Consider the following 18,070-nt stretch of genomic DNA (forward strand, 5'->3'; position numbering starts at 1 on the left):
GGAAGACCTTTTCGTCGGTCGCGCCGACGGTGTCGTGCGATTGCGCCTGAACCGACCGGAAGTAGGCAACGCCTTGAACCCAGGTTTGATCGCGGCCCTCACGCGCGAGGTAGAGGAGGCACGAAGATCGTGCGCCAGGCTTATGATCGTCGAGTCGAGTGGGCGCAACTTCTGCACTGGCTTTGATCTGTCGCGACTCCAGGAGGAAACAGACGATACGCTATTGGCAAGATTCGTCCGTATCGAATATTGTCTCCAGGCGATCAAGAATGCACCTTTCCCGACGTTGGCAATAGCCCGAGGGCGAGCGATCGGAGCCGGGGCCGACCTGTTCTGCGCCTGTGCCATCCGTTGGATCCTACCGGGGTCGTCGTTCGTCTTTCCGGGAGCGAATTTCGGCCTTGTCTTGGGTACCTCAAGGCTCGCCGAGATCGTCGGCGCCGCGACGGCCGCGGAATGGATCATGGGAGGGGCGACGGTCGATGCGCAATCCGCGCTGGAATCCGGCTTGGCTATGAAACAAATTGGCTACGAAGACATCGAAAGGGCAGTGTCTAGCGAGACCGCTCGCGCCTGTCGGCTAGATAGTTCGACGCATCAATCGATTTGGATGGCTGCAGCGAGTGCTCGCAGCGTTCGCGGAGAAACGGGTGACGGCTTCGACATGCTGAGGCTCATCGCGTCCGCTTCGCAGGTCGGCCTAAAGGAAAGAATAGCATCATACCGAACGGCAAGCCAATCGATCTGGCCCGTCACGTCACCTTGATATAGGATCGTGATCTAACCTCGCCGAACAATCAGCGTGAACGATGTTACCTCGGGCCGGCCACAATTTGACCTTCGAAACGTTTCGTCCGGTCGGTCACCATCGCTTCTTTTGAGATGGTAGCTGCGACGTCTGACAATCTGACGAGATATTGCTTGCCGGCCTACTCCGCTTGTTTGGTCTCATCACACACAAGATCGTCGACGGACCCAGGCGTCTTTGAGTAGCTTACATTTAGCAAATATTCGTCGCGGCGGAGCCTACTTTTGCGCTCGAGGACGGCGCCGCCATCAATCCTTTCCACCGCGACATGCCGCGCCTGTCGGTGGATATCGACCACACCTATCTGCCGGTGGTTCCGCGCCCCAAATCTCTGGCCCCGATCGATGCGGCGATGGAGCGCATGGCGGCGGCCATCAGGAAAGGATTGCCGGCAGCACGGGTGACGGAAGTCGTCAGCGCCGGTGAAAGATTGTCATCAAGCTGACCGTCCAGAGAGGCGCCGCGCAGGTCAGGATCGAGGTCACGCCGGTGATCAGGGCCGAGCTAGAGCTGCGCGATGTCTCGTCGAGCGTCGAAGAAATGTCCGGCTTCCGGACCCAAATGGAGCTGCTCAGGCTGTTGTCAAGTAAACCAATTCGTCATATATGGCATATAAACAAGTGTTAGTCGCCACATATGGTGATATTATGAGTTCGCCCAAATCCAATGCCGCGCTTGAACGTCTTGGTCACGACCTTCGATCGGCTCGCCTGCGCCGTCGTGTGGCTGTGGCCGACTTGGCTGCGCGCGCGGGTACGTCGCCTAGCACCATCGCACGCCTGGAAAAAGGCGATCCGGGAGTCGCCGTAGGCACGCTCGCGGACGTGCTCGTCTCTCTCGGGCTTATCGAGAATCTCGCCGATCTCGTCGATATACGGAAAGACGATCTGGGTTTGGCGTTGACGTCGGAGCGGTTGCCGCAGCGCGGTCGATCGTACGCTGCAAGGCTGCGCAAGCAGGAGAGGCAGGGCGACAAGGACGGGAAAAACGAACCGGACGATGTTGATCCGAACGGCGTGGCCTTCTGATGACTGAATACTACGCCCAAGTAGCCCTTGGCGAAGGCTTAACGCGAGTCGGTGAACTACGCTTCACGCAGACCGGGCCTCGTCAATTTTCGATCTTCACCTATGACCCGGCCTGGGCGAAGGATCCGCGTGCTTTCGCATTGCAGCCGAACATGCCCTTTGAGGGCGGGCCGTTTCATGCGTCGGCGCAGTCTGGCAATTCGCGCGAGGCGCTTGCTGGCGTCTTCTCCGATGCTGCGCCCGACAGCTGGGGGCGCAGACTGCTTGAACGTGCCTATGGCAATGGCCTCTCTGAATTCGAATATCTCACACTGTCCGACGATACATGCCGGCAAGGTGCTCTGCGTTTCATCGATGAACATGGGAAGATCATTACCGGTAAGGCCAACGAAGCGGTACCGCGTCTTCTTGATCTAGAGGCGATCACGGCGATTGCCCGCGCCTACGAACAAGGCAAGGAGATTTCCCCTGCGGACATGCAAGCTCTTGCCGGAGCCGGCGGCTCGGGCGGGGCTCGGCCCAAAGCCAACGTTCGTGACGGCGACGTTCTCTGGCTTGCCAAGTTCACTTCCGTCCACGATCAGCACCCGATCGAACAGGTCGAGGTCGCGACGCTGAACCTTGCCAGGATGTGCGGCATCCGCATTCCAGAGGTCAGACTGGAACTCGCTGACACGAAATTTCCGGTCGCGCTGGTCCAGCGTTTCGATCGACGCGGCCGCGCCCGCATTCCCTACATCTCCGCCCGAACGGCGCTCGGGAAGACAGGCTTAGAGCTCGGTTCGTACACGGAGATTGTCGATTTCATGCGGACGTCAGCTCCGGATCCGCAAGTCGATTTTGAGGAGCTCTATCGGCGGATGGTCTTCACTATCCTTGTTTCGAACAAGGATGATCATCTGAAGAACCATGGCTTCCTGTACGTCGGTTCGGGACGGTGGCGTCTGTCGCCGATGTTCGATGTGAACCCGGCGCCCGATCGCAACCCGCATCTCGAGACGGCGATCATGGAAGGTGGCACGCACGACCGATCAATCAAGCTCGCCCTCGAGGCCTGCGAGTTTTTCGAAATCACCGACGCCAACGCGCGAAAGATCATCCGAGATACAGCTCAACGCGTGTCCGATGGATGGCGGGAAACTTTCCGACGGGCAGGGGTCGGCCGTGCCCAATCGCGCGACTACGAAGCCGCCTTCGTCCATGATCAGAGCGACACAGCGCTTGGTCTATAATTCATCATATATGAAATGTTATCTGCTTCAATATATCATATTTGACTACTACGTAGTGATGCGCCAGAGACTTGCGAAGGCGCGGCCGGGTTCCCTCTGCCCTATCCACTTAGGTACGATCGACGATTTGCCTCGTATCGGACGGGAGGCATTCCAAGATTTGTGCCTCGCCATCGTGGCGGAAGATTTGAAGTCCCCGATACAGAACTTTTTGGCCTCCCACGATGGCGGTCGGACGAGCATTTCCCGGCGCTTGGGAAGGAGGCGAGGCCGCCCCGCGCCGGAAAGTGCACGATCCAGATCAAGCATTTCGGAAATGCCGCCGCCCGTCTATCTCTGTCGCACCTCACCAAGAAGCCGGGTGTCAAACGCCATCCGGAACTGAGGGGGCAGTTTTCCATGGCGCGCGACAGCCGGGCAATGCCAAGGAGCTCGCTGCCCAGGGGGCGCGCAGGCGATTACATCTTCATTACGAACGCCGGGGTTTCGGGAGCTGCCGAGGCAAGCATCTGCAGGCTTTCGAAAAGGCCGGTGTGCAGCGTTGTCGCGTGTTTGGAGGCGACTGGGTCGCGGCCCAGCTTCGGAGCCGCCCGTCCCCGAGGATGCTAATTCCGCGAATCTACAACCTCACGCATCTCCGACAATTCATCGACGGCGGAGCCTATCTTCAGGCATGACATCTACTCGGCGCGATGGGCGACAAATCTGCGCTGCTTCGCGACCACGGACGCGCATAGACGGAGCGTGGAAGCGCTGCTGGATCACCGGTTCGTCTTGCTTCGCGGGATCCGGCTTCCGGCAAATCGATGATCGCGGCGATATCGTCTCTTGGCGCGCTGGATGACCTTGCTATAGCCGAGCACGAGGAAGGCGACAGGTGGACCTTTCGTCATCCGACGATCGCGGATGCCTATTCGTCGCGGGAGGCCCCGACCTCGTCGAGATATACCTGCCCGGAGCCAAATCCGAGCGACTGCTGGCGTACGTGTTTTGCGGACGTCGCAGCGATGTCGATGCGTCAGAACGCCATAGAGCGCAGAAGGTACTATTGGACGTGCCGATCAATAGCGTCCTTCATTACTTCCTAGCCGAGCGCTGTGATGAAGATTTCTGCGCACTTTCGTCGAGGCGCGCCCAGAGATTTGGTAGTTCCCCTGCATATTCCGATGGCTGACGGCAATAACATCCGCTTGCTTGCCCGATTCAAACAAATCGTCCTTTGTCCGAAGAGGACATTGAAACCTGATGAGGGAGATACGGGAATACGCTGGAATGCTTCGACGAGTCGATTTTCCAGGATGGACGTGTGCGATCACTGTTGCCTTCTGACGAATTCGAACGGCTCTGCGCCGACGTGAAATGGGAATGGCTTGCCGACCTTGGTGCGTCGGTCGGTCGCACGCGAAGAAGTTACAGCTCGAGCGATCAGGCAGGAATGTATCGTGACTTTCGCGATTCTCTCGAGGCCGCCGCAAAGTATTTTTGGGACGATGACGCGTTGCAAGCGGCGTTGTCAACGGCTTTGCGCCGGATGGACGAGATGATCTACGAGGATGAGGACCAGCGGCCTCCCCGCGGCGAAGCGAAACTTTCAAATCTTCGCCGAAGATCTCCGGAGCGTTGATCGAGATATTCAGTGATGTAGATGAAGAGTAGGGGCGCCATGATCTTGATCCAGCGCTTGCCCGGGGCAGTTCAGAAAATCGTGCCTGTCGTACCCGCGGCGCTGTTTCGCGGTGCGTTCGCCGTTTTCGTTGAAGTCCGACAGGCCCGGAGCTTGCGGGCTTCGCCTCGGTCACCTATCGCGAGCTCAGCAGCGATTGCCACAAATGCCGTTATGAAATTTCTGAATCGTCGGCCCTGGTCGATTCACTTATTTAATTGGACGGTTGATTCGGGAATTGCGATTCTGGCGCATGTCCGAACTCACCGTGCAATAAGCCCGCAAAGTTCTACGTGCTGACGATCGAGCCGACGCTGTTTGGCGATACAGCATTGGTGCGCGAATGGGGCCGCCTCGGTGGGCACGGCCAACGGCGGCTCGATCTGTTCGATGGGCACGTGCAGAGGCGCTTGAGTCCTGGTTCAAGCGCAAGACCCGTCGTGGTTACGTACAGCGGCACTTTCGCTTGGAGCCGGCTGCGACGTGCGGCAAGCGGTCTGATCTGGAGAAAATCTCCAATTAAAGTATGTCAAAGTAATCCGAAGGTATTTCGAATCTATTCCGAGAATTGCAGTATTCCATAGTACAACAATAGCGTACCTTCGCCGTGATCGAGGCTCATCAGGAAGGCTTTCCGCTCTCTACGTCAAGCTACCTTATCCTGGTTTGAAGTCGGAACATCGAGATGAAGTTGGAGCCCTTCTCAAGGTCCCGATAGCTCGAACACTGCGTCTTTGCGCCCGCGTTCAAGCGAATCGGTGGTGATGTTCGTCCGGACGGCCGCCACCTGAGCCAACCTAATTCGATCCCGCCGCAGCAGCCGTGAAGCTGCGGTCGACGGCTTTGCTGACGTCGAGCGTCTTCGGCAGGATGCCGTAGCGGGTCGAGCGGTCGGAGGCTTCCTGCACCTCTTTCACCACGCCCTCGTCGATCACAATCGGGCTGGTGCGCTGCGCGGTGTAGGCCGAGATCAGCACGTCCTCCGGCAGCTTGGTCAGCTCGGCCGTGCTCCTGGCGTATTCCGCAATATGGTCCAGCGACCACAGCCGTGCCTTGTTCAGCCGTTGCACGAGGTCCTGAACCGCGGCGCGCTTGGTGGCGATGGCATTGTCGGAGGCGACGATGAAGGTGATGGTCGGCGTCAGGCCGTCGCCGTCGGCGATGACGCGCGCCTTGTCCTTCAACGTCGCGAATGAGACATAGGGCTCCCACACCGCCCAGGCGTCGACTGACCCCGCCACCAGTGCCACCTTGGCATCGACAGGGCCGAGAGGCGCGAAGGTCGCCTCGTCCAGCTTGATCTGCGCCTTCTCCAGGGTTGCATCGATCAGGAACTGGCCCCAGCCGCCGCGCGTACCAGCGAGGCGCTTGCCCTTGAGGTCGGCGGCCGACTTGATCGGTGAATCCTGACGAACCAGGATCGCCTGCGTCTTGGCATCCGACCGCGTGCCGCCGATCGCCTTGATCGGCGCGCCCGCTGCATAGACGGAGAGGAAAGACAGATCGCCCGTGTAGCCGACGTCGAGCGCGCCGGCGTTGAGCGCTTCCAGAATGGGAGCTGCCGCCGGGAATTCCGACCATTCGATCTTGTAAGGCAGGTCCTTCGCATAACCCGAGATCTCGAGTAGCGAGCGTTTACCGCCTTTCTGGTCGCCGACGCGCAGCACGACTGTATCGGCCGCGAACGACGCGGCTGCCGTCGACAAGGTGACGACCGCGGCGAACAGAGAGGCCGCCAGGCGGTGCGTGATCGAATGGTCCGAAGAGTTGATGCTCATGTGATCTGTCTTGTTGCTTGCCTGTTACGACACGTGGGCGCGTGATGCGGCGAGACGATCAAGTCTATGACCGCGTGATACGCAGTCAATGAAATGGCCAACCGTATTGCGCGCGCGATGAGCAAGGACATTTCAATGAATGTGTGCTTTTCAGAAAAGCGGCGTGCGCATGCCTCAGACTGGGTGACAGTGATCCTCTCGCAGAGTCGTGAAGCTGCCTGGGAGCCGATGCGTCAGCGAAAATCGTTTCATCGTTGTTGCGTGTGCCGATGGAGAGAATGACTTCGCATCGCGCCAGATTCGAAATTCCATTTCATTGACGATGCGGTACCCGCGCCGCATGATTTGCACATCGCATCAACGTGGACGCAGGAAGCGACCCGCGAAAAATATTCTCTCTACGCAGCTCCCTCAGGAACATCCGCAACGCGAACAGTTGTGCCGATGGCGGAGCGTGCCAACTCAGGAGTGGGGCTGATGGGAAACGACATTAAGCGCAACGGATCGAGCCTCGACCGGCGTCATTTGCTTCAGGCGGGACTGGCGGCGGCCTTTGCGGCCCCGTTCGGCGCCCTGGGCGCACAGGCGTTTGTGCCGCAGGCGCCCGCGCCTGGCATAGACTTCTCGGAATTCCCGCTATGCCGCACGGCCGCGGACGGTCCTGTGCTCACGGGAGCCCCGCGCAAGCTAAAGCTCTCGTGGAATGCCGGCGCGGTGTGCCTTGCGCCGCTGCCTGTTGCGATCGAGCACGGCTTCTTCCAGAAGCAGAATCTCGATGTCGAGCTCGTCAACTATTCCGGTTCGACCGACCAGTTGCTCGAGGCCATCGCGACCGGAAAGAGCGATGCCGGTCTCGGCATGGCGCTGCGCTGGCTGAAACCGCTCGAGCAGGGCTTTGACGTCAAGATCGCCGCCGGCACCCATGGCGGCTGCATGCGCGTGCTGAGCCGCGCCGATTCCGGCGTGAACAAGCTTGCCGATCTCAAGGGCAAGATCGGTGCGGTCGGCGATCTCGCTGGTCCCGACAAGAACTTCTTCTCGATCCAGTTGGCAAAACTCGGCATTGATCCTAACAAGGACGTCGACTGGCGCGCCTATCCCGGCAATCTGCTCGATGTTGCGGTCCAGAAGGGCGAGGTGCAGGCTTTCCTGTCGTCCGACCCGCTTGCCTATCTCTGGCTCAAGGACACCCAGTACAGGGAGGTCGCCTCCAACCTCGATGGCGACTATCGCGACAAGAGCTGCTGCATCGTCGGCCTGCGCGGCTCGCTGGTTCGCGAAGAACCCCAGGTCGCGCGTGCGATCACTCAGGCGCTGCTCGACGCCGCCATGTTCACCTCGCAGAATCCGGCCGTCGCGGCAAAGTCATTCCAGCCCTACGCACCGAAGGCCGCAACGCTCGCCGATATCGAGGGCATGGTGCGCTACCACACCCACCATCATCATCCGACCGGTGAGGTGCTCAAGCGCGAACTGAAGGCTTACGCCGACGATCTCAAGAGCGTGCAGGTCTTCAAGCAGAGCACCGATACGACCAAATTCGCGGAGCGCATCTATGTCGACGTATTCTCTGTCTGACGGGCTCGCCTCCGGCGCGCCGCGGACCACGACGGCGTTTGCCAGCTGGGTGCGCGAGTCCGGCGCCGGGGTTTTCGCCAGCATCGCGTGGATTGCCTTCGGCCTCTCCTGCCTGTGGTGGGAGGATGTCGGCGACTGGTCGCGCACCCATTCGCTCGGCATCGCGGCGCTCGTCATTGCCGCGGTCGTGTTGTTCGGGACCGTCGGCGCCGACTATCTGGGCACGGCGGGCAGGGCGCTGCGCCAGCGCGCGCCCTGGCTCATCGCGCTCGGCGCGTTCCTGACGCTGTGGGAGGTCGCGACCGCCAAGTTTGCCTGGCTGCCGCTGCCGTTCTTCCCGCCGCCGCAGGCGATCATCGAGGTCTATACCGACGATCTGCCGAAGCTGCTCGACAGCCTGTTCGCCTCGGTCAAGCTGCAGCTCGGCGGCTACATCATTGGCGCTGCGGTCGGCTTCCTGACGGGGGTGTCGATCGGCTGGTCGCGCGCGGTCGGCTATTGGGTGCACCCGGTGCTGCGCTTCATCGGGCCGCTGCCGGCAACCGCCTGGCTGCCGATCGCGTTCTTCACCTTCCCCTCGAGCTGGAGCGCGTCGACCTTTCTGATCGCGCTCGCGACCGGTTTTCCCGTCACGGTGCTGACATGGTCGGGCGTCGCGAGTGTCAGCAGTGCTTATTACGATGTCGCGCGGACGCTCGGGGAAAAACCGTCCTTCCTGGTGCTGAAGGTCGCGATCCCTGCCGCGCTGCCGCACGTCTTCGTTGGGCTGTTCATGGGGCTCGGCGCCTCCTTTGCCGTGCTCGTCGTCGCCGAGATGATCGGCGTAAAGGCCGGTCTCGGCTGGTACCTGCAATGGGCGCAGGGCTGGGCTGCCTATGCCAACATGTATGCGGCGCTGATCGTGATGTCGCTGCTCTGCTCCGGCGCGATCACGCTGCTGTTTGCGATCCGCGACCGTCTGCTGGTCTGGCAGAAGGGGACCGTGAAATGGTAGAGGCAATCGTGCATCCGGCCGCCGGTGCCGCGCTCGACATCGAGCAGGTCGGCCATGCCTTCGACATCGACGGCGCCGCGCTGCCGGTGCTGAGCGATGTCAGCATCGCCGTCGAGCCCGGCGAGTTCGTCGCGCTGCTGGGGCCTTCCGGCTGCGGCAAGTCGACCTTGCTGCGGCTGGTGGCAGGGCTCGACAAGCCCAAGGCGGGAAGTCTGCGCGAGGACGAAGTCCGCATCGTCAGGCCGCATCCGTCACGCGTCGTCGTGTTCCAGGATCCGACCCTGTTTCCCTGGCGGTCGGTCTGGGACAACGTCGCCCTGGGCCTCGAAGCCCAGGGCATTCTGAAGAGCCAGCGGCAGCGTGTCGATGATGCGCTCGATCTCGTCGGACTGTCGTCGTTCCGCAATGCCTATCCGCACCAGCTCTCCGGCGGCATGGCGCAGCGCGTGGCGCTGGCGCGGGCGCTGGTGAACGATCCCAAGATCCTGATTTTGGATGAGCCGCTCGGCAAGCTCGACTCGCTGACCCGCATCACCATGCAGGCCGAGCTGGTCTCGTTGTGGCAGCGCAAGGGCTTTACCACGCTCCTCGTCACGCATGATGCCGAGGAGGCGCTGGTGCTCGCCAACCGCGTCATCGTCTTCAGCGAGCGTCCGGCGCGCGTGAAGGCCGACATCCGCGTCGACCGTCCCTATCCGCGCCATCGCGGCGATCCATATCTTGCGGACCTGCGCCGCCAGATTCTTGGCCTGCTGGGATTGGATGCAACATGGTGACTTCTATCGCTCAGGGACGGGTGGCGCATGGCGAACCCGACTATATCGCGCGCGCCGAGGCGCTTGCGCCGGGCTTTGCCGTGCGCGCAGCCGAGCACGACCGCGCCGCCAGCTTTCCCTTCCAGAACTTTCGCGAGCTCTCCGAAGCCGGCCTGCTGTCACTGACGGTGTCGGCGGCTCTCGGCGGGGCCGGCGCGGGCGCACGATATGCCGCGCGTGTGCTCGGCATCATCGGCAAGGCCGATCCGTCGACCGCGCTGGTGCTGTCGATGCACTACATCAATCATTTGGTGATGGCGCGCAGCCCGACCTGGCCGGCGCGGCTGTCGCGCAAGCTTGCGCGCGAAAGCGTCGAGGGCCTCGCGCTCATCAATGCGCTCCGGGTCGAGCCCGAACTCGGCTCGCCCGCGCGGGGCGGCCTGCCGGCGACAGTGGCCCGCCGCACCGAGACCGGCTGGCGGCTCTCTGGCCACAAGATCTACTCGACCGGCGCGCCGATCCTGAAATGGTATCTGGTATGGGCGCGGACCGACGAAGCCGAGCCGCGGGTGGGCCAGTTCCTGGTGCCGGCAGGCCTGCCGGGAACGCGGATCGTCGAGACCTGGGACCATCACGGCCTGCGCGCCAGCGGCAGCCATGACGTCATTTTCGACGACGTCGTGATCCCGCTCGACGCCGAGGTCGATGTCCGCAAGCCCGCCGACTGGCGCGCCCCCGACGTCGCGCAGGCGACCGTCCACACCGTCTTCGTCGCCGCGATCTATGATGGTATTGCCCGTGCGGCGCGCGACTGGTTCGTCCAGTTCCTGAAGCAGCGCGTGCCCGCCAGCCTCGGCGCGCCGCTTGCCACGCTGCCGCGCGCGCAGGAAATCCTCGGTGCGATCGAGGCCAGGCTCGCGGTTAATGCTCGGCTGCTCGACACCTTCGCCCGCGACTTCGACGACGGCGTCGATCTCTCCAACGGCGAATCCAACGTCATCAAGCTGACGGTCACCAACAATGCGGTCGCCGCGGTCGAGGACGCGCTGTCGCTGACCGGCAATCACGGCCTATCCCGCAGCAATCCGCTGGAGCGGCATTATCGCGATGTCCTGTGCGGGCGCGTGCACACGCCGCAGGACGATGCCACGCGCACCGGCCTCGGCCGCGCCGCATTGGGCCTCTAGCCTTTCCGAAAACAACAGGGAGATTATCATGTCGGTCGAGTTCATCGGCTTTATCGCCAACAGCAATGCTTCCGAGACCATCGTGCGCCAGGGACCGATCCTCGATCCCGCTTATATCGAGACGGTGGCAAAAGCACATGAGCTTGCCGGTTTCGACCGCGCGCTGCTCGCGTTTCATTCCACCACGCCGGATGCGCTGCAAGTTGCCCAGCATGTGCTGACCATCACCAAACAGCTCAAGGTGATGATTGCGCAGCGGCCGGGCTTCACCGCGCCGACGTTGCTGGCGCGCCAGCTCGCCACGCTCGACCAGCTCTATGGCGGCCGCGTCTCGCTGCACGTCATCACCGGCGGCAATGCCGCCGAGCTGCGTCAGGACGGCAACACCTTCGACGACAAGGACGAACGCTACGCCCGCACCAGCGAATTCCTCGACGTGGTCAGGCTGGAATGGACCAGCGAAAAGCCGTTCAACTACAGCGGCAAATATTACACCGTCGAGAACGGTTTCTCCCAGGTGAAGCCGCTGCAGAAGGGCGGCATCTACACCTTCGTCGGCGGCGGCTCGGATGCCGCGATCGAGGTCTCGGGCAAGTATGCCGACACGTTTGCGCTCTGGGGCGAGTCCTATGCGCAGGTGCGCGACGTCACGGCGCGGGTGCGCGCAGCGGCTGCGAAACACGGGCGGCCGAGTCCGCGCTTCAGCCTGTCGGTGCGGCCGATCCTCGCTGAGACCGAGGAGAAGGCCTGGCAGAAGGCGGAGCACATCCTCGAACGCGCAACTGCGCTCCAGGACCAGACCGGCTATCGCCGGCCAAACCACGCCACCGACGGCGCCAAGCGGCTCCTGGCGCTGGCTGACCAGGGCGCGCGCATTGACAAGCGGCTGTGGACCGAGATCGCAAAGCTCACCGGCGCCAACAGCAACACCACCGCGCTGGTCGGCACGCCCGAGCAGGTCGCCGAGGTCTTCGCCGATTATTATGATCTTGGCGTCAGCCATTTCCTGATCCGCGGCTTCGATCCGCTGCCCGATGCCATCGACTACGGCCGCGAGCTGATCCCGCTGACGCGCAAGCTGATCGCGACACGCGACCAGCAACGGGGCATCGCGGCGGAATGATCCGGCTCATCGCTGCTTTGGCGCTCGCCCTTGCGGGCGCCGGTCTCGCCAGCGCGCAGACGACGCTGCGCGTCGGTGACCAGAAGGGCAATGCGCGGGCGGTGATGGAAGCCGCGGGCCTGCTCAACGACGTTCCCTACAAGATCGAATGGAAGGAGTTTCCGGCCGCGGCGCCGCTGCTGGAAGCGCTCAGCGCCGGCGCGATCGAGACCGGGCTGGTCGGAGACGCGCCCTTCACTTTCGCCGCCGCCTCCGGCGCGCCCGTCAAGGCGATCGCCGCGATCCGGCAGACGCGCGAGGGGCTCGCGATCCTCGTGCCCGAGAGCTCGGCGATCAAGACCTTCGCCGACCTGCGCGGTAAAAAGATCGCGACCGGCCGTGGCTCGATCGGGCATCAGCTGATCCTGGCCGCGCTCGAAAAGAACGGCTGGAGTGCCGGTGACGTGCAGATCGCATTCCTGGCGCCGTCCGATGCCAAAATCGCCTACACGCAAGGTTCGGTCGATGCTTGGTCGACCTGGGAGCCGTACGTCAGCCAGGAAGAGGTGCTGTTCAAATCGCGCCGCATCATCACCTCGGAAGGCCTGACGCCGGGCCTCAGCTTCCAGGTGGCGCGATCCGATGCCATCAGGGACAAGCGCACCGAGCTCAACGACTTCATCCGTCGCCTCACCGCGGCGCGCGCGTGGTCGCTGAACAATATCGACAGCTATGCCGCGACCTGGGGCAAGTGGATGAACATCCCGACATCAGTACCGCAGAACTGGCTCTCGCGCGCAAAAATCCGGATCGCGCCGATCGACGACGGCGTGGTTGCGGACGAGCAGGGCACGATTGATCTGTATTTCCGCTGGGGCCTCATCAAGCAGAAGCTGGTTGCGGCGGAGATCGTCGATCGTTCGTTTGCTGATGCGATCGGAAAGGCGGGGTTCTGATGCTTCTTTGCGAGAATATGCGTGGTGCTCCGTAGCAGCCGCCGCCGACACGAAGCAACTATCGCGGATAGCGCGCTCGCGCATTAGGTCAAGCAATTTGTCTCGGAAATGTGGCTCGCACGCTGGCGCTGTGCGACATCGGTGACGGAAAGATCCCAGTTGCCGAGATCGTTCTCATGTCAACCAAGGTCGATGTTGGCCCTCTGGTGGTGAATGGCATGCCTTCGGTGGGCTTCCAGTGAGGTCATGCTTATAGCTGTCCGCGAATTGTCGAAGGCGGCGTCGCAAGAGATAGGACATCGACGATGTCTCTGCCGCAGGTGGACGAGCAAACAACGCTGAACCAATGGGCCCCTTGAAGCAGGCAGAGCCGCTTGATCGCTCGTTGTAGCCGCGCCGCTCTGGTGGCTCCGCCGCGACGAGGGATATTGAAGCCCTGGGCCGCAAGCGTGATGCGCCGCGCTTCGGAAAGCGAGAGTTCCGACTTTAGCAGCGCTCTCCCAAGACTCTGCCGTTGATAGCTCGCAAGTCGGCCAGCATCAGCTTTGGCTCTCCCATCGCTGCGAAATGGCCGCCTGTTGGCATGTCGGTAGGTGTGCTCCGCAAATGAGCGCGGAGTCGGCAGGAACACGGGATCGGGGAAGGCCGCCACGCCATCGGCGCTCCAACACGGGTGCCCGCGGGAAACCGAGCTGATCCTTCAAGGCGCTTACCGTGATAAATCCGTGTCGCGGTTACAACCGCCGGCGTCGCGACATAGGAGGCGTCGTTCGACCGTGCGACAATCGAAACTATCCAGCGAATAGGCGGCGTGCCGCTTGGACATGGCAGCGTTGCACCCGGTTGCCCTAAATGCCGGTCAATTTGACCTCGGTCCTCAGATGCTCGGCGGCAGCGCCGAGCATGGTCGTTCCGATCGTTCACTAGCTGCGCCGGTGATGCGCTTGAATTCCTCACTTTGCTCTCCTCGGTCGACGTCATCGTGCAATGCGGACTTGTCGGATGCAGCCTCCTTCATCCTCTCCGCCGCATTTAAGAAAGAAGCGTTCGCCATAAAAATCGAGCCCCATGAGTTCGTGAAGGTGGCTGTCTTTATGCGCGAATCTTGTTGCGCATCTCGATGATTTCATCATGAACTTTGTGAAACGTTTAAGGAAGGTTATGGCGATCGAATCCGCTGCCGTTTCCGCCCTGATGCAGACGCACATAGGCTACGACAAACGCCGTCGTGAGCATGTCGAGCTCCATGATGGCATCCATGGTTGCGTCGAATGTGTATTCCGACAGGCGTTTTGCGCATATTTATGAGCCACCGCGGAGGTGAACGAGTTGGAAACTCGGGAGAGCTGCAACAGTTCTGTCTCGACGGAGTCTAGGGTGGCGCGTCCGCTCTGGAAGTCAATGCACCACTCTTCGGGAAGAAGATGAGACTGCCCGCGTTCTTCGGAAAGCCACCTGCCCTTTCCAGTCACTGGCCGGTCGTTGACCGGGATTTGTAGCTCTCGTCCTGGCCTACACTTGCCGTGAGCACTCCTGCGCGGACGGCATCATGCAGCTTCAATATTAGTCTGCGGAAAATCGGTGCCTTTGAACATCAAAGGCTCTCCTAAATGGCAGGCGCATGCATAAGCAAAACAGTCCCGAAATTCAGCCGTGCTGGGTGTCGGCCCTTGCCTTAACGGTCAAAGGCGTCGAGCGCGATCCGGGCCGTTTCGGGCGGCACTTGCACCATCTTGATTTCCATTAGCGCCAGATAGCTCTCGACTGCTTCGCTAGCGTCCGAGATTGGAAGACCAAGTATTCGGGCTACGGCGATCACCGCCTCCCACACTGCCAGCGGCGAGTGTCAACGCGCGGCCGCTTGTTGAAGGCGCGTCAACAGCTCCCGCGCTTCGTCTTCATCGATCGACATCGCGGTCAACGCCGAGGCATCGATAAACATCAGTCAACTTCGTAAAGGCCGTCGCGAAACACCTTGTCTGCCGGCCTACTTTTTTGCGGATTGCCCCTGGCCCGGAGATCGCGACAGAACTGTACGCCCAAGTCGACCAAGGTAGGCTTACCCTGCTCACGCTCCAGCTCATGGGTGAGCGCCGTATGCACGGCCTCGGTGAGGCCGATCTTCTTGAGCGCCGCGATCCTGCGGGCCAGCGCGTCAGTATCAGGATTCTTAATATGGAAAGCCATCCGGATCCTCTAGCCGTTGCCGTGTATCATTATATAGCACGTCGGATACACCCTTTGAAGGCTAGGGCTCCAAGTTGATCACCGAGCTCCCGACGCAGGCAGTCGGCGCGCTGATGGTTAACCTCGCGTCGCTCTAGCTTTTCAGTCCTGAATTCCACCCGGGTGCGCCTCTTCTAGAGGTACTATTCGGAATAGCCGGTGGCCCTCTGCCGCAGCCAGTTTGGCCGGACTATTCTGCCGCGCCGAACGGAGCTGCCTCGGTCATCCACGATTGGGGAGGAGGGGGGCCCCATCCACCGGCCAATACCTTCGCCATCTCCCATTTGAGCGGTTCGTCCTCGATGTCGATCGTCTGGTAGTGAGTGTTGAACAGTTCGATGCGGTGTCCGTCCGGGTCGCGGAGATAAACGAAGCGGGCATATCCGGGAGCGAAATGGCGCGCCGGGCCGTACTCCACCGACCTACCGAAGCCCATCTCGGCGAGCAGATCGCAGATGAACATGAGATGGTAGGTCTCCGGGATGGTGAAGGCGGCGTGATGAAGGAGAGGTCCTGGGCCCGGACCTGGGGCGAACACTATGTCGTGCGGATTGCCCTTTCTCTGCAGGAAAACGAAGCTCGGTTCTTCCGATCCGTCCTGCGTAATGTACTCCGACAGTCTGAATCCGAGACGAGTGTAGAATTCGAGCGCCCGGTCCACGTGTGGTGTCAAAATCTGAAAATGGTCGAGCCGCTGCGGACAGGCGCCGCTAAAACGGCTGGATTGCAAGATCAGACGAGGCCTCGTTTCCATGGAGGCGCAAATATCGAGAGGAACACCCGCGGCGTCGGAAACACGCAGCGTACGAGCCTGATGAGGTACCTCGACCCAGGTCGGACGATGACCTAGATCCCGGAAGAAAGCTTCTGCAGCATCCAAATCCTCTTCGGTCAGAACGCGAAAGCCAATGTGTTGCGCGCTCGGCTTGCCGCCCTGTTCCAGAACGAGGGAATGATGGCAACCTTCTTCGAGTCCTCGGAGGTAGAGGCGGTTTTCGTCTTCGCTGCTGACTACGAATCCGAGCGCGTCGACGTAGAAGCGCTTGCTCTCTTTCAGGTCTTTCACCGCGAGCACGACATGGCTTGCTCGGGTCATGTTGAACGGTGGACGAAATACGGGTCGCGGTATCGCCATCAAGTCCTCCCTTGTATTGGTTTTCGTTCAAATCAGGCCGGGGTAGGAGCCGCCGTCCAGTTGAAGATTCTGGCCGGTGATGAAGCCCGCCTGTACGCTGCAGAGGTAGGCACAGGCATCCCCGAATTCTTCTGGCTTTCCGAATCGCTTCGCCGGAAGCGAGTCGGCGATCCTGGTGCGTGCCTCTTCAAGCGATATTCCCAGCTCCGACATCATCCTTTCCGCCATGAAGCGCTGACGATCGGTATCGATGCGCTCGGGCAGCATGTTGTTGATGGTGACGTTGTAGGCGGCGTATTGCCGGGCAAGCGACTTGCAGGCCGCCGTGAGCCCGGCGCGCGCGCCTGACGAGAGTTCCATCTTGGGATGCGGCGCCTTCACCATGGCAGACGTGATATTGATGATCCGCCCGAACTTCCGGTCCCGCATTCCAGGAAGAAAGGTTTTTACGAAGTGAAGGGGCGCGAGCATGTTCTGCTCGATCGCCTCCAACCACTCCGTGCGGCCGAACTCGAGGAAATTTCCGGGCGCCGGCCCGTGATTGTTGTTGATGAGGATGTCGGGTTCGGGACAGGCCTCGATAACCGTTTGGCGACCCGATTCTTCCGCGATGTCCGCCTGGACGAACGCCACTGGCTTACCCGCGAGGGCCTCGATGGACTTTGCGGCCAGGCGAAGGCGCTCCTCATCCCGGCCGTTCAGTGTGATTTCGCAGCCCTCGCGGGCGAGCGAAGTCGCGCATGCAAAACCCAACCCCTTAGAGGACGCGCATACGAGGGCCCGTTTAGCCGCCAAACCGAGGTCCATTTCGGCTCCAAACAATATATTATTTGACTTGCCCGACTTAAATAAAGATTATCATACGTCAAGGCAAGAAATTTCTATTTCAGGAGGGGTAGTTTGTCGGACGCATCAGAGACGCTCGCAACGGCCGCCTACCAGAAGCTCCGTATGGACGTGATCGGAGGGATGTTTTCCTTCGGCCAAAAGCTGAAGATCCGCTCGCTGTGCGAACGTTATGGGGTCAGCGCAGCTCCGATGCGCGAGGCTCTGACCCGGGCGGCCAAAGACGGCCTCATCATGCATTCCGACCAGCGCGGCTTTTCCGTCGCGCCGTTGAGCATCGAGGATTTGGACGACCTCTTGCAGACCAGGATCGTGCTCAACGAGTTCGCTCTCAGAAAATCGTTCGAGTACGGTGGGGCCGAGTGGGAGGAGCAGGTCCTGCTCTCATGGCACCGGCTGTCCCGCATTCCGTTTACGCCGGCTTCCGTTGACCCGGAATGGGAGCGCGCGCATCGTGTCTTCCACGCCACGCTTCTCTCCGCGTGCCGCGCGCCGCGCATTCTGGCGTATTGCGATCAGTTGTTCGACAGCGCCGACAGGTATCGGTTCATGTCTCGCGCCGCACACGTCGGCGGAGCCCGCACCGCCGACCACAAGATGATCGCCGACGCGGTGCTCGCGCACCGTCCGGACGAGGCGGTCGTCCTGCTGACACGACACTTCAGCGAGACCGCCGAACTCTGCCGGCAGCAACTGCTGTTGCAGGGAAAAGCCCAGCCCGGTGTCGTGACGCGAACGCCTTGCTAGGCAGCGTTCCTAAAAACAAACAAGAAGCCGAAGAG

At 61.3% G+C, this 18,070-nt stretch carries 18 protein-coding genes and 1 pseudogene; 14 read left to right on the forward strand and 5 right to left on the reverse strand.

Going from position 1 to position 18,070, the window contains the following annotated elements:
• Positions 1–34: 34 nt before the first annotated feature.
• The 6 genes from L6637_RS28275 (at position 35) to L6637_RS28300 (ending at position 5,315) form a co-directional block, all read left to right on the forward strand.
• Positions 35–766 (forward strand): enoyl-CoA hydratase/isomerase family protein, encoded by a 732-nt coding sequence (locus tag L6637_RS28275; protein ID WP_232995649.1) that lies wholly within the window; start codon positions 35–37, stop codon positions 764–766.
• A gap of 310 nt (positions 767–1,076) precedes the next feature.
• Positions 1,077–1,253 (forward strand): hypothetical protein, encoded by a 177-nt coding sequence (locus L6637_RS28280; protein WP_232995585.1) that lies wholly within the window; start codon positions 1,077–1,079, stop codon positions 1,251–1,253.
• A 202-nt stretch (positions 1,254–1,455) separates the two neighbouring features.
• Entirely contained in the window at positions 1,456–1,836 is a 381-nt protein-coding gene (locus L6637_RS28285; protein ID WP_128929654.1) for a helix-turn-helix domain-containing protein, read from the forward strand.
• Positions 1,836–3,068, forward strand: coding sequence for a type II toxin-antitoxin system HipA family toxin (locus L6637_RS28290; protein WP_128929653.1), 1,233 nt, complete (start codon positions 1,836–1,838; stop codon positions 3,066–3,068). The genes L6637_RS28285 and L6637_RS28290 overlap by 1 nt, the downstream gene beginning before the upstream one ends.
• Positions 3,069–4,374: 1,306 nt before the next feature.
• On the forward strand, positions 4,375–4,692 hold the full coding sequence (locus L6637_RS28295; RefSeq protein WP_128929652.1) for a hypothetical protein: 318 nt from the start codon (positions 4,375–4,377) through the stop codon (positions 4,690–4,692).
• Between the two features lie 332 nt (positions 4,693–5,024).
• Complete coding sequence (locus tag L6637_RS28300; RefSeq protein WP_232995584.1) at positions 5,025–5,315, forward strand: WGR domain-containing protein; 291 nt, start codon at positions 5,025–5,027, stop codon at positions 5,313–5,315.
• 213 nt (positions 5,316–5,528) lie between these two features.
• Here the strand turns inward: L6637_RS28300 and L6637_RS28305 are convergent, their stop codons facing one another.
• Entirely contained in the window at positions 5,529–6,509 is a 981-nt protein-coding gene (locus L6637_RS28305) for an ABC transporter substrate-binding protein (RefSeq protein ID WP_128929651.1), read from the reverse strand.
• A gap of 477 nt (positions 6,510–6,986) precedes the next feature.
• Between L6637_RS28305 and L6637_RS28310 the strand changes: the two genes are divergently transcribed.
• From L6637_RS28310 to L6637_RS28340, 7 genes are all read left to right on the forward strand, one after another.
• Complete coding sequence (locus L6637_RS28310) at positions 6,987–8,087, forward strand: ABC transporter substrate-binding protein (RefSeq protein ID WP_128929650.1); 1,101 nt, start codon at positions 6,987–6,989, stop codon at positions 8,085–8,087.
• On the forward strand, positions 8,065–9,081 hold the full coding sequence (locus L6637_RS28315) for an ABC transporter permease (protein ID WP_128929649.1): 1,017 nt from the start codon (positions 8,065–8,067) through the stop codon (positions 9,079–9,081). Before L6637_RS28310 ends, L6637_RS28315 begins: the two co-directional genes overlap by 23 nt.
• A complete protein-coding gene (locus tag L6637_RS28320; RefSeq protein ID WP_128929648.1) occupies positions 9,075–9,857 on the forward strand; it encodes an ABC transporter ATP-binding protein in 783 nt (260 codons plus the stop codon). The genes L6637_RS28315 and L6637_RS28320 overlap by 7 nt, the downstream gene beginning before the upstream one ends.
• Positions 9,851–11,023, forward strand: a complete 1,173-nt coding sequence (locus L6637_RS28325; RefSeq protein ID WP_128929647.1) for an acyl-CoA dehydrogenase family protein — start codon at positions 9,851–9,853, stop codon at positions 11,021–11,023. Before L6637_RS28320 ends, L6637_RS28325 begins: the two co-directional genes overlap by 7 nt.
• 28 nt (positions 11,024–11,051) lie before the next feature.
• Positions 11,052–12,146: an LLM class flavin-dependent oxidoreductase gene (locus L6637_RS28330; protein ID WP_128929646.1), complete on the forward strand. Its 1,095-nt coding sequence runs from the start codon at positions 11,052–11,054 to the stop codon at positions 12,144–12,146.
• Complete coding sequence (locus tag L6637_RS28335; protein ID WP_128929645.1) at positions 12,143–13,081, forward strand: ABC transporter substrate-binding protein; 939 nt, start codon at positions 12,143–12,145, stop codon at positions 13,079–13,081. The genes L6637_RS28330 and L6637_RS28335 overlap by 4 nt, the downstream gene beginning before the upstream one ends.
• Before the next feature lie 818 nt (positions 13,082–13,899).
• Positions 13,900–14,205, forward strand: a complete 306-nt coding sequence (locus tag L6637_RS28340; protein WP_164933838.1) for a hypothetical protein — start codon at positions 13,900–13,902, stop codon at positions 14,203–14,205.
• A gap of 423 nt (positions 14,206–14,628) precedes the next feature.
• On the opposite strand, the pseudogene L6637_RS28345 reads toward L6637_RS28340, so the two are convergent.
• The 4 genes and pseudogenes from L6637_RS28345 to L6637_RS28360 form a co-directional block, all read right to left on the reverse strand.
• Positions 14,629–15,023, reverse strand: a pseudogene (locus L6637_RS28345) (type II toxin-antitoxin system VapC family toxin).
• A complete protein-coding gene (locus tag L6637_RS28350; RefSeq protein ID WP_128929644.1) occupies positions 15,023–15,268 on the reverse strand; it encodes a type II toxin-antitoxin system VapB family antitoxin in 246 nt (81 codons plus the stop codon). Before L6637_RS28350 ends, L6637_RS28345 begins: the two are co-directional and overlap by 1 nt.
• A 229-nt stretch (positions 15,269–15,497) precedes the next feature.
• Positions 15,498–16,442, reverse strand: coding sequence for a VOC family protein (locus tag L6637_RS28355; RefSeq protein WP_128955087.1), 945 nt, complete (start codon positions 16,440–16,442; stop codon positions 15,498–15,500).
• Positions 16,443–16,469: 27 nt separating this feature from the next.
• Positions 16,470–17,249, reverse strand: coding sequence for an SDR family oxidoreductase (locus tag L6637_RS28360; RefSeq protein ID WP_128929642.1), 780 nt, complete (start codon positions 17,247–17,249; stop codon positions 16,470–16,472).
• A 93-nt stretch (positions 17,250–17,342) separates the two neighbouring features.
• Between L6637_RS28360 and L6637_RS28365 the strand changes: the two genes are divergently transcribed.
• On the forward strand, positions 17,343–18,035 hold the full coding sequence (locus L6637_RS28365; RefSeq protein WP_128929641.1) for a GntR family transcriptional regulator: 693 nt from the start codon (positions 17,343–17,345) through the stop codon (positions 18,033–18,035).
• Positions 18,036–18,070: the final 35 nt, after the last annotated feature.

This window comes from Bradyrhizobium zhengyangense, assembly GCF_022012435.1.
Taxonomy (GTDB): domain Bacteria; phylum Pseudomonadota; class Alphaproteobacteria; order Rhizobiales; family Xanthobacteraceae; genus Bradyrhizobium; species Bradyrhizobium zhengyangense.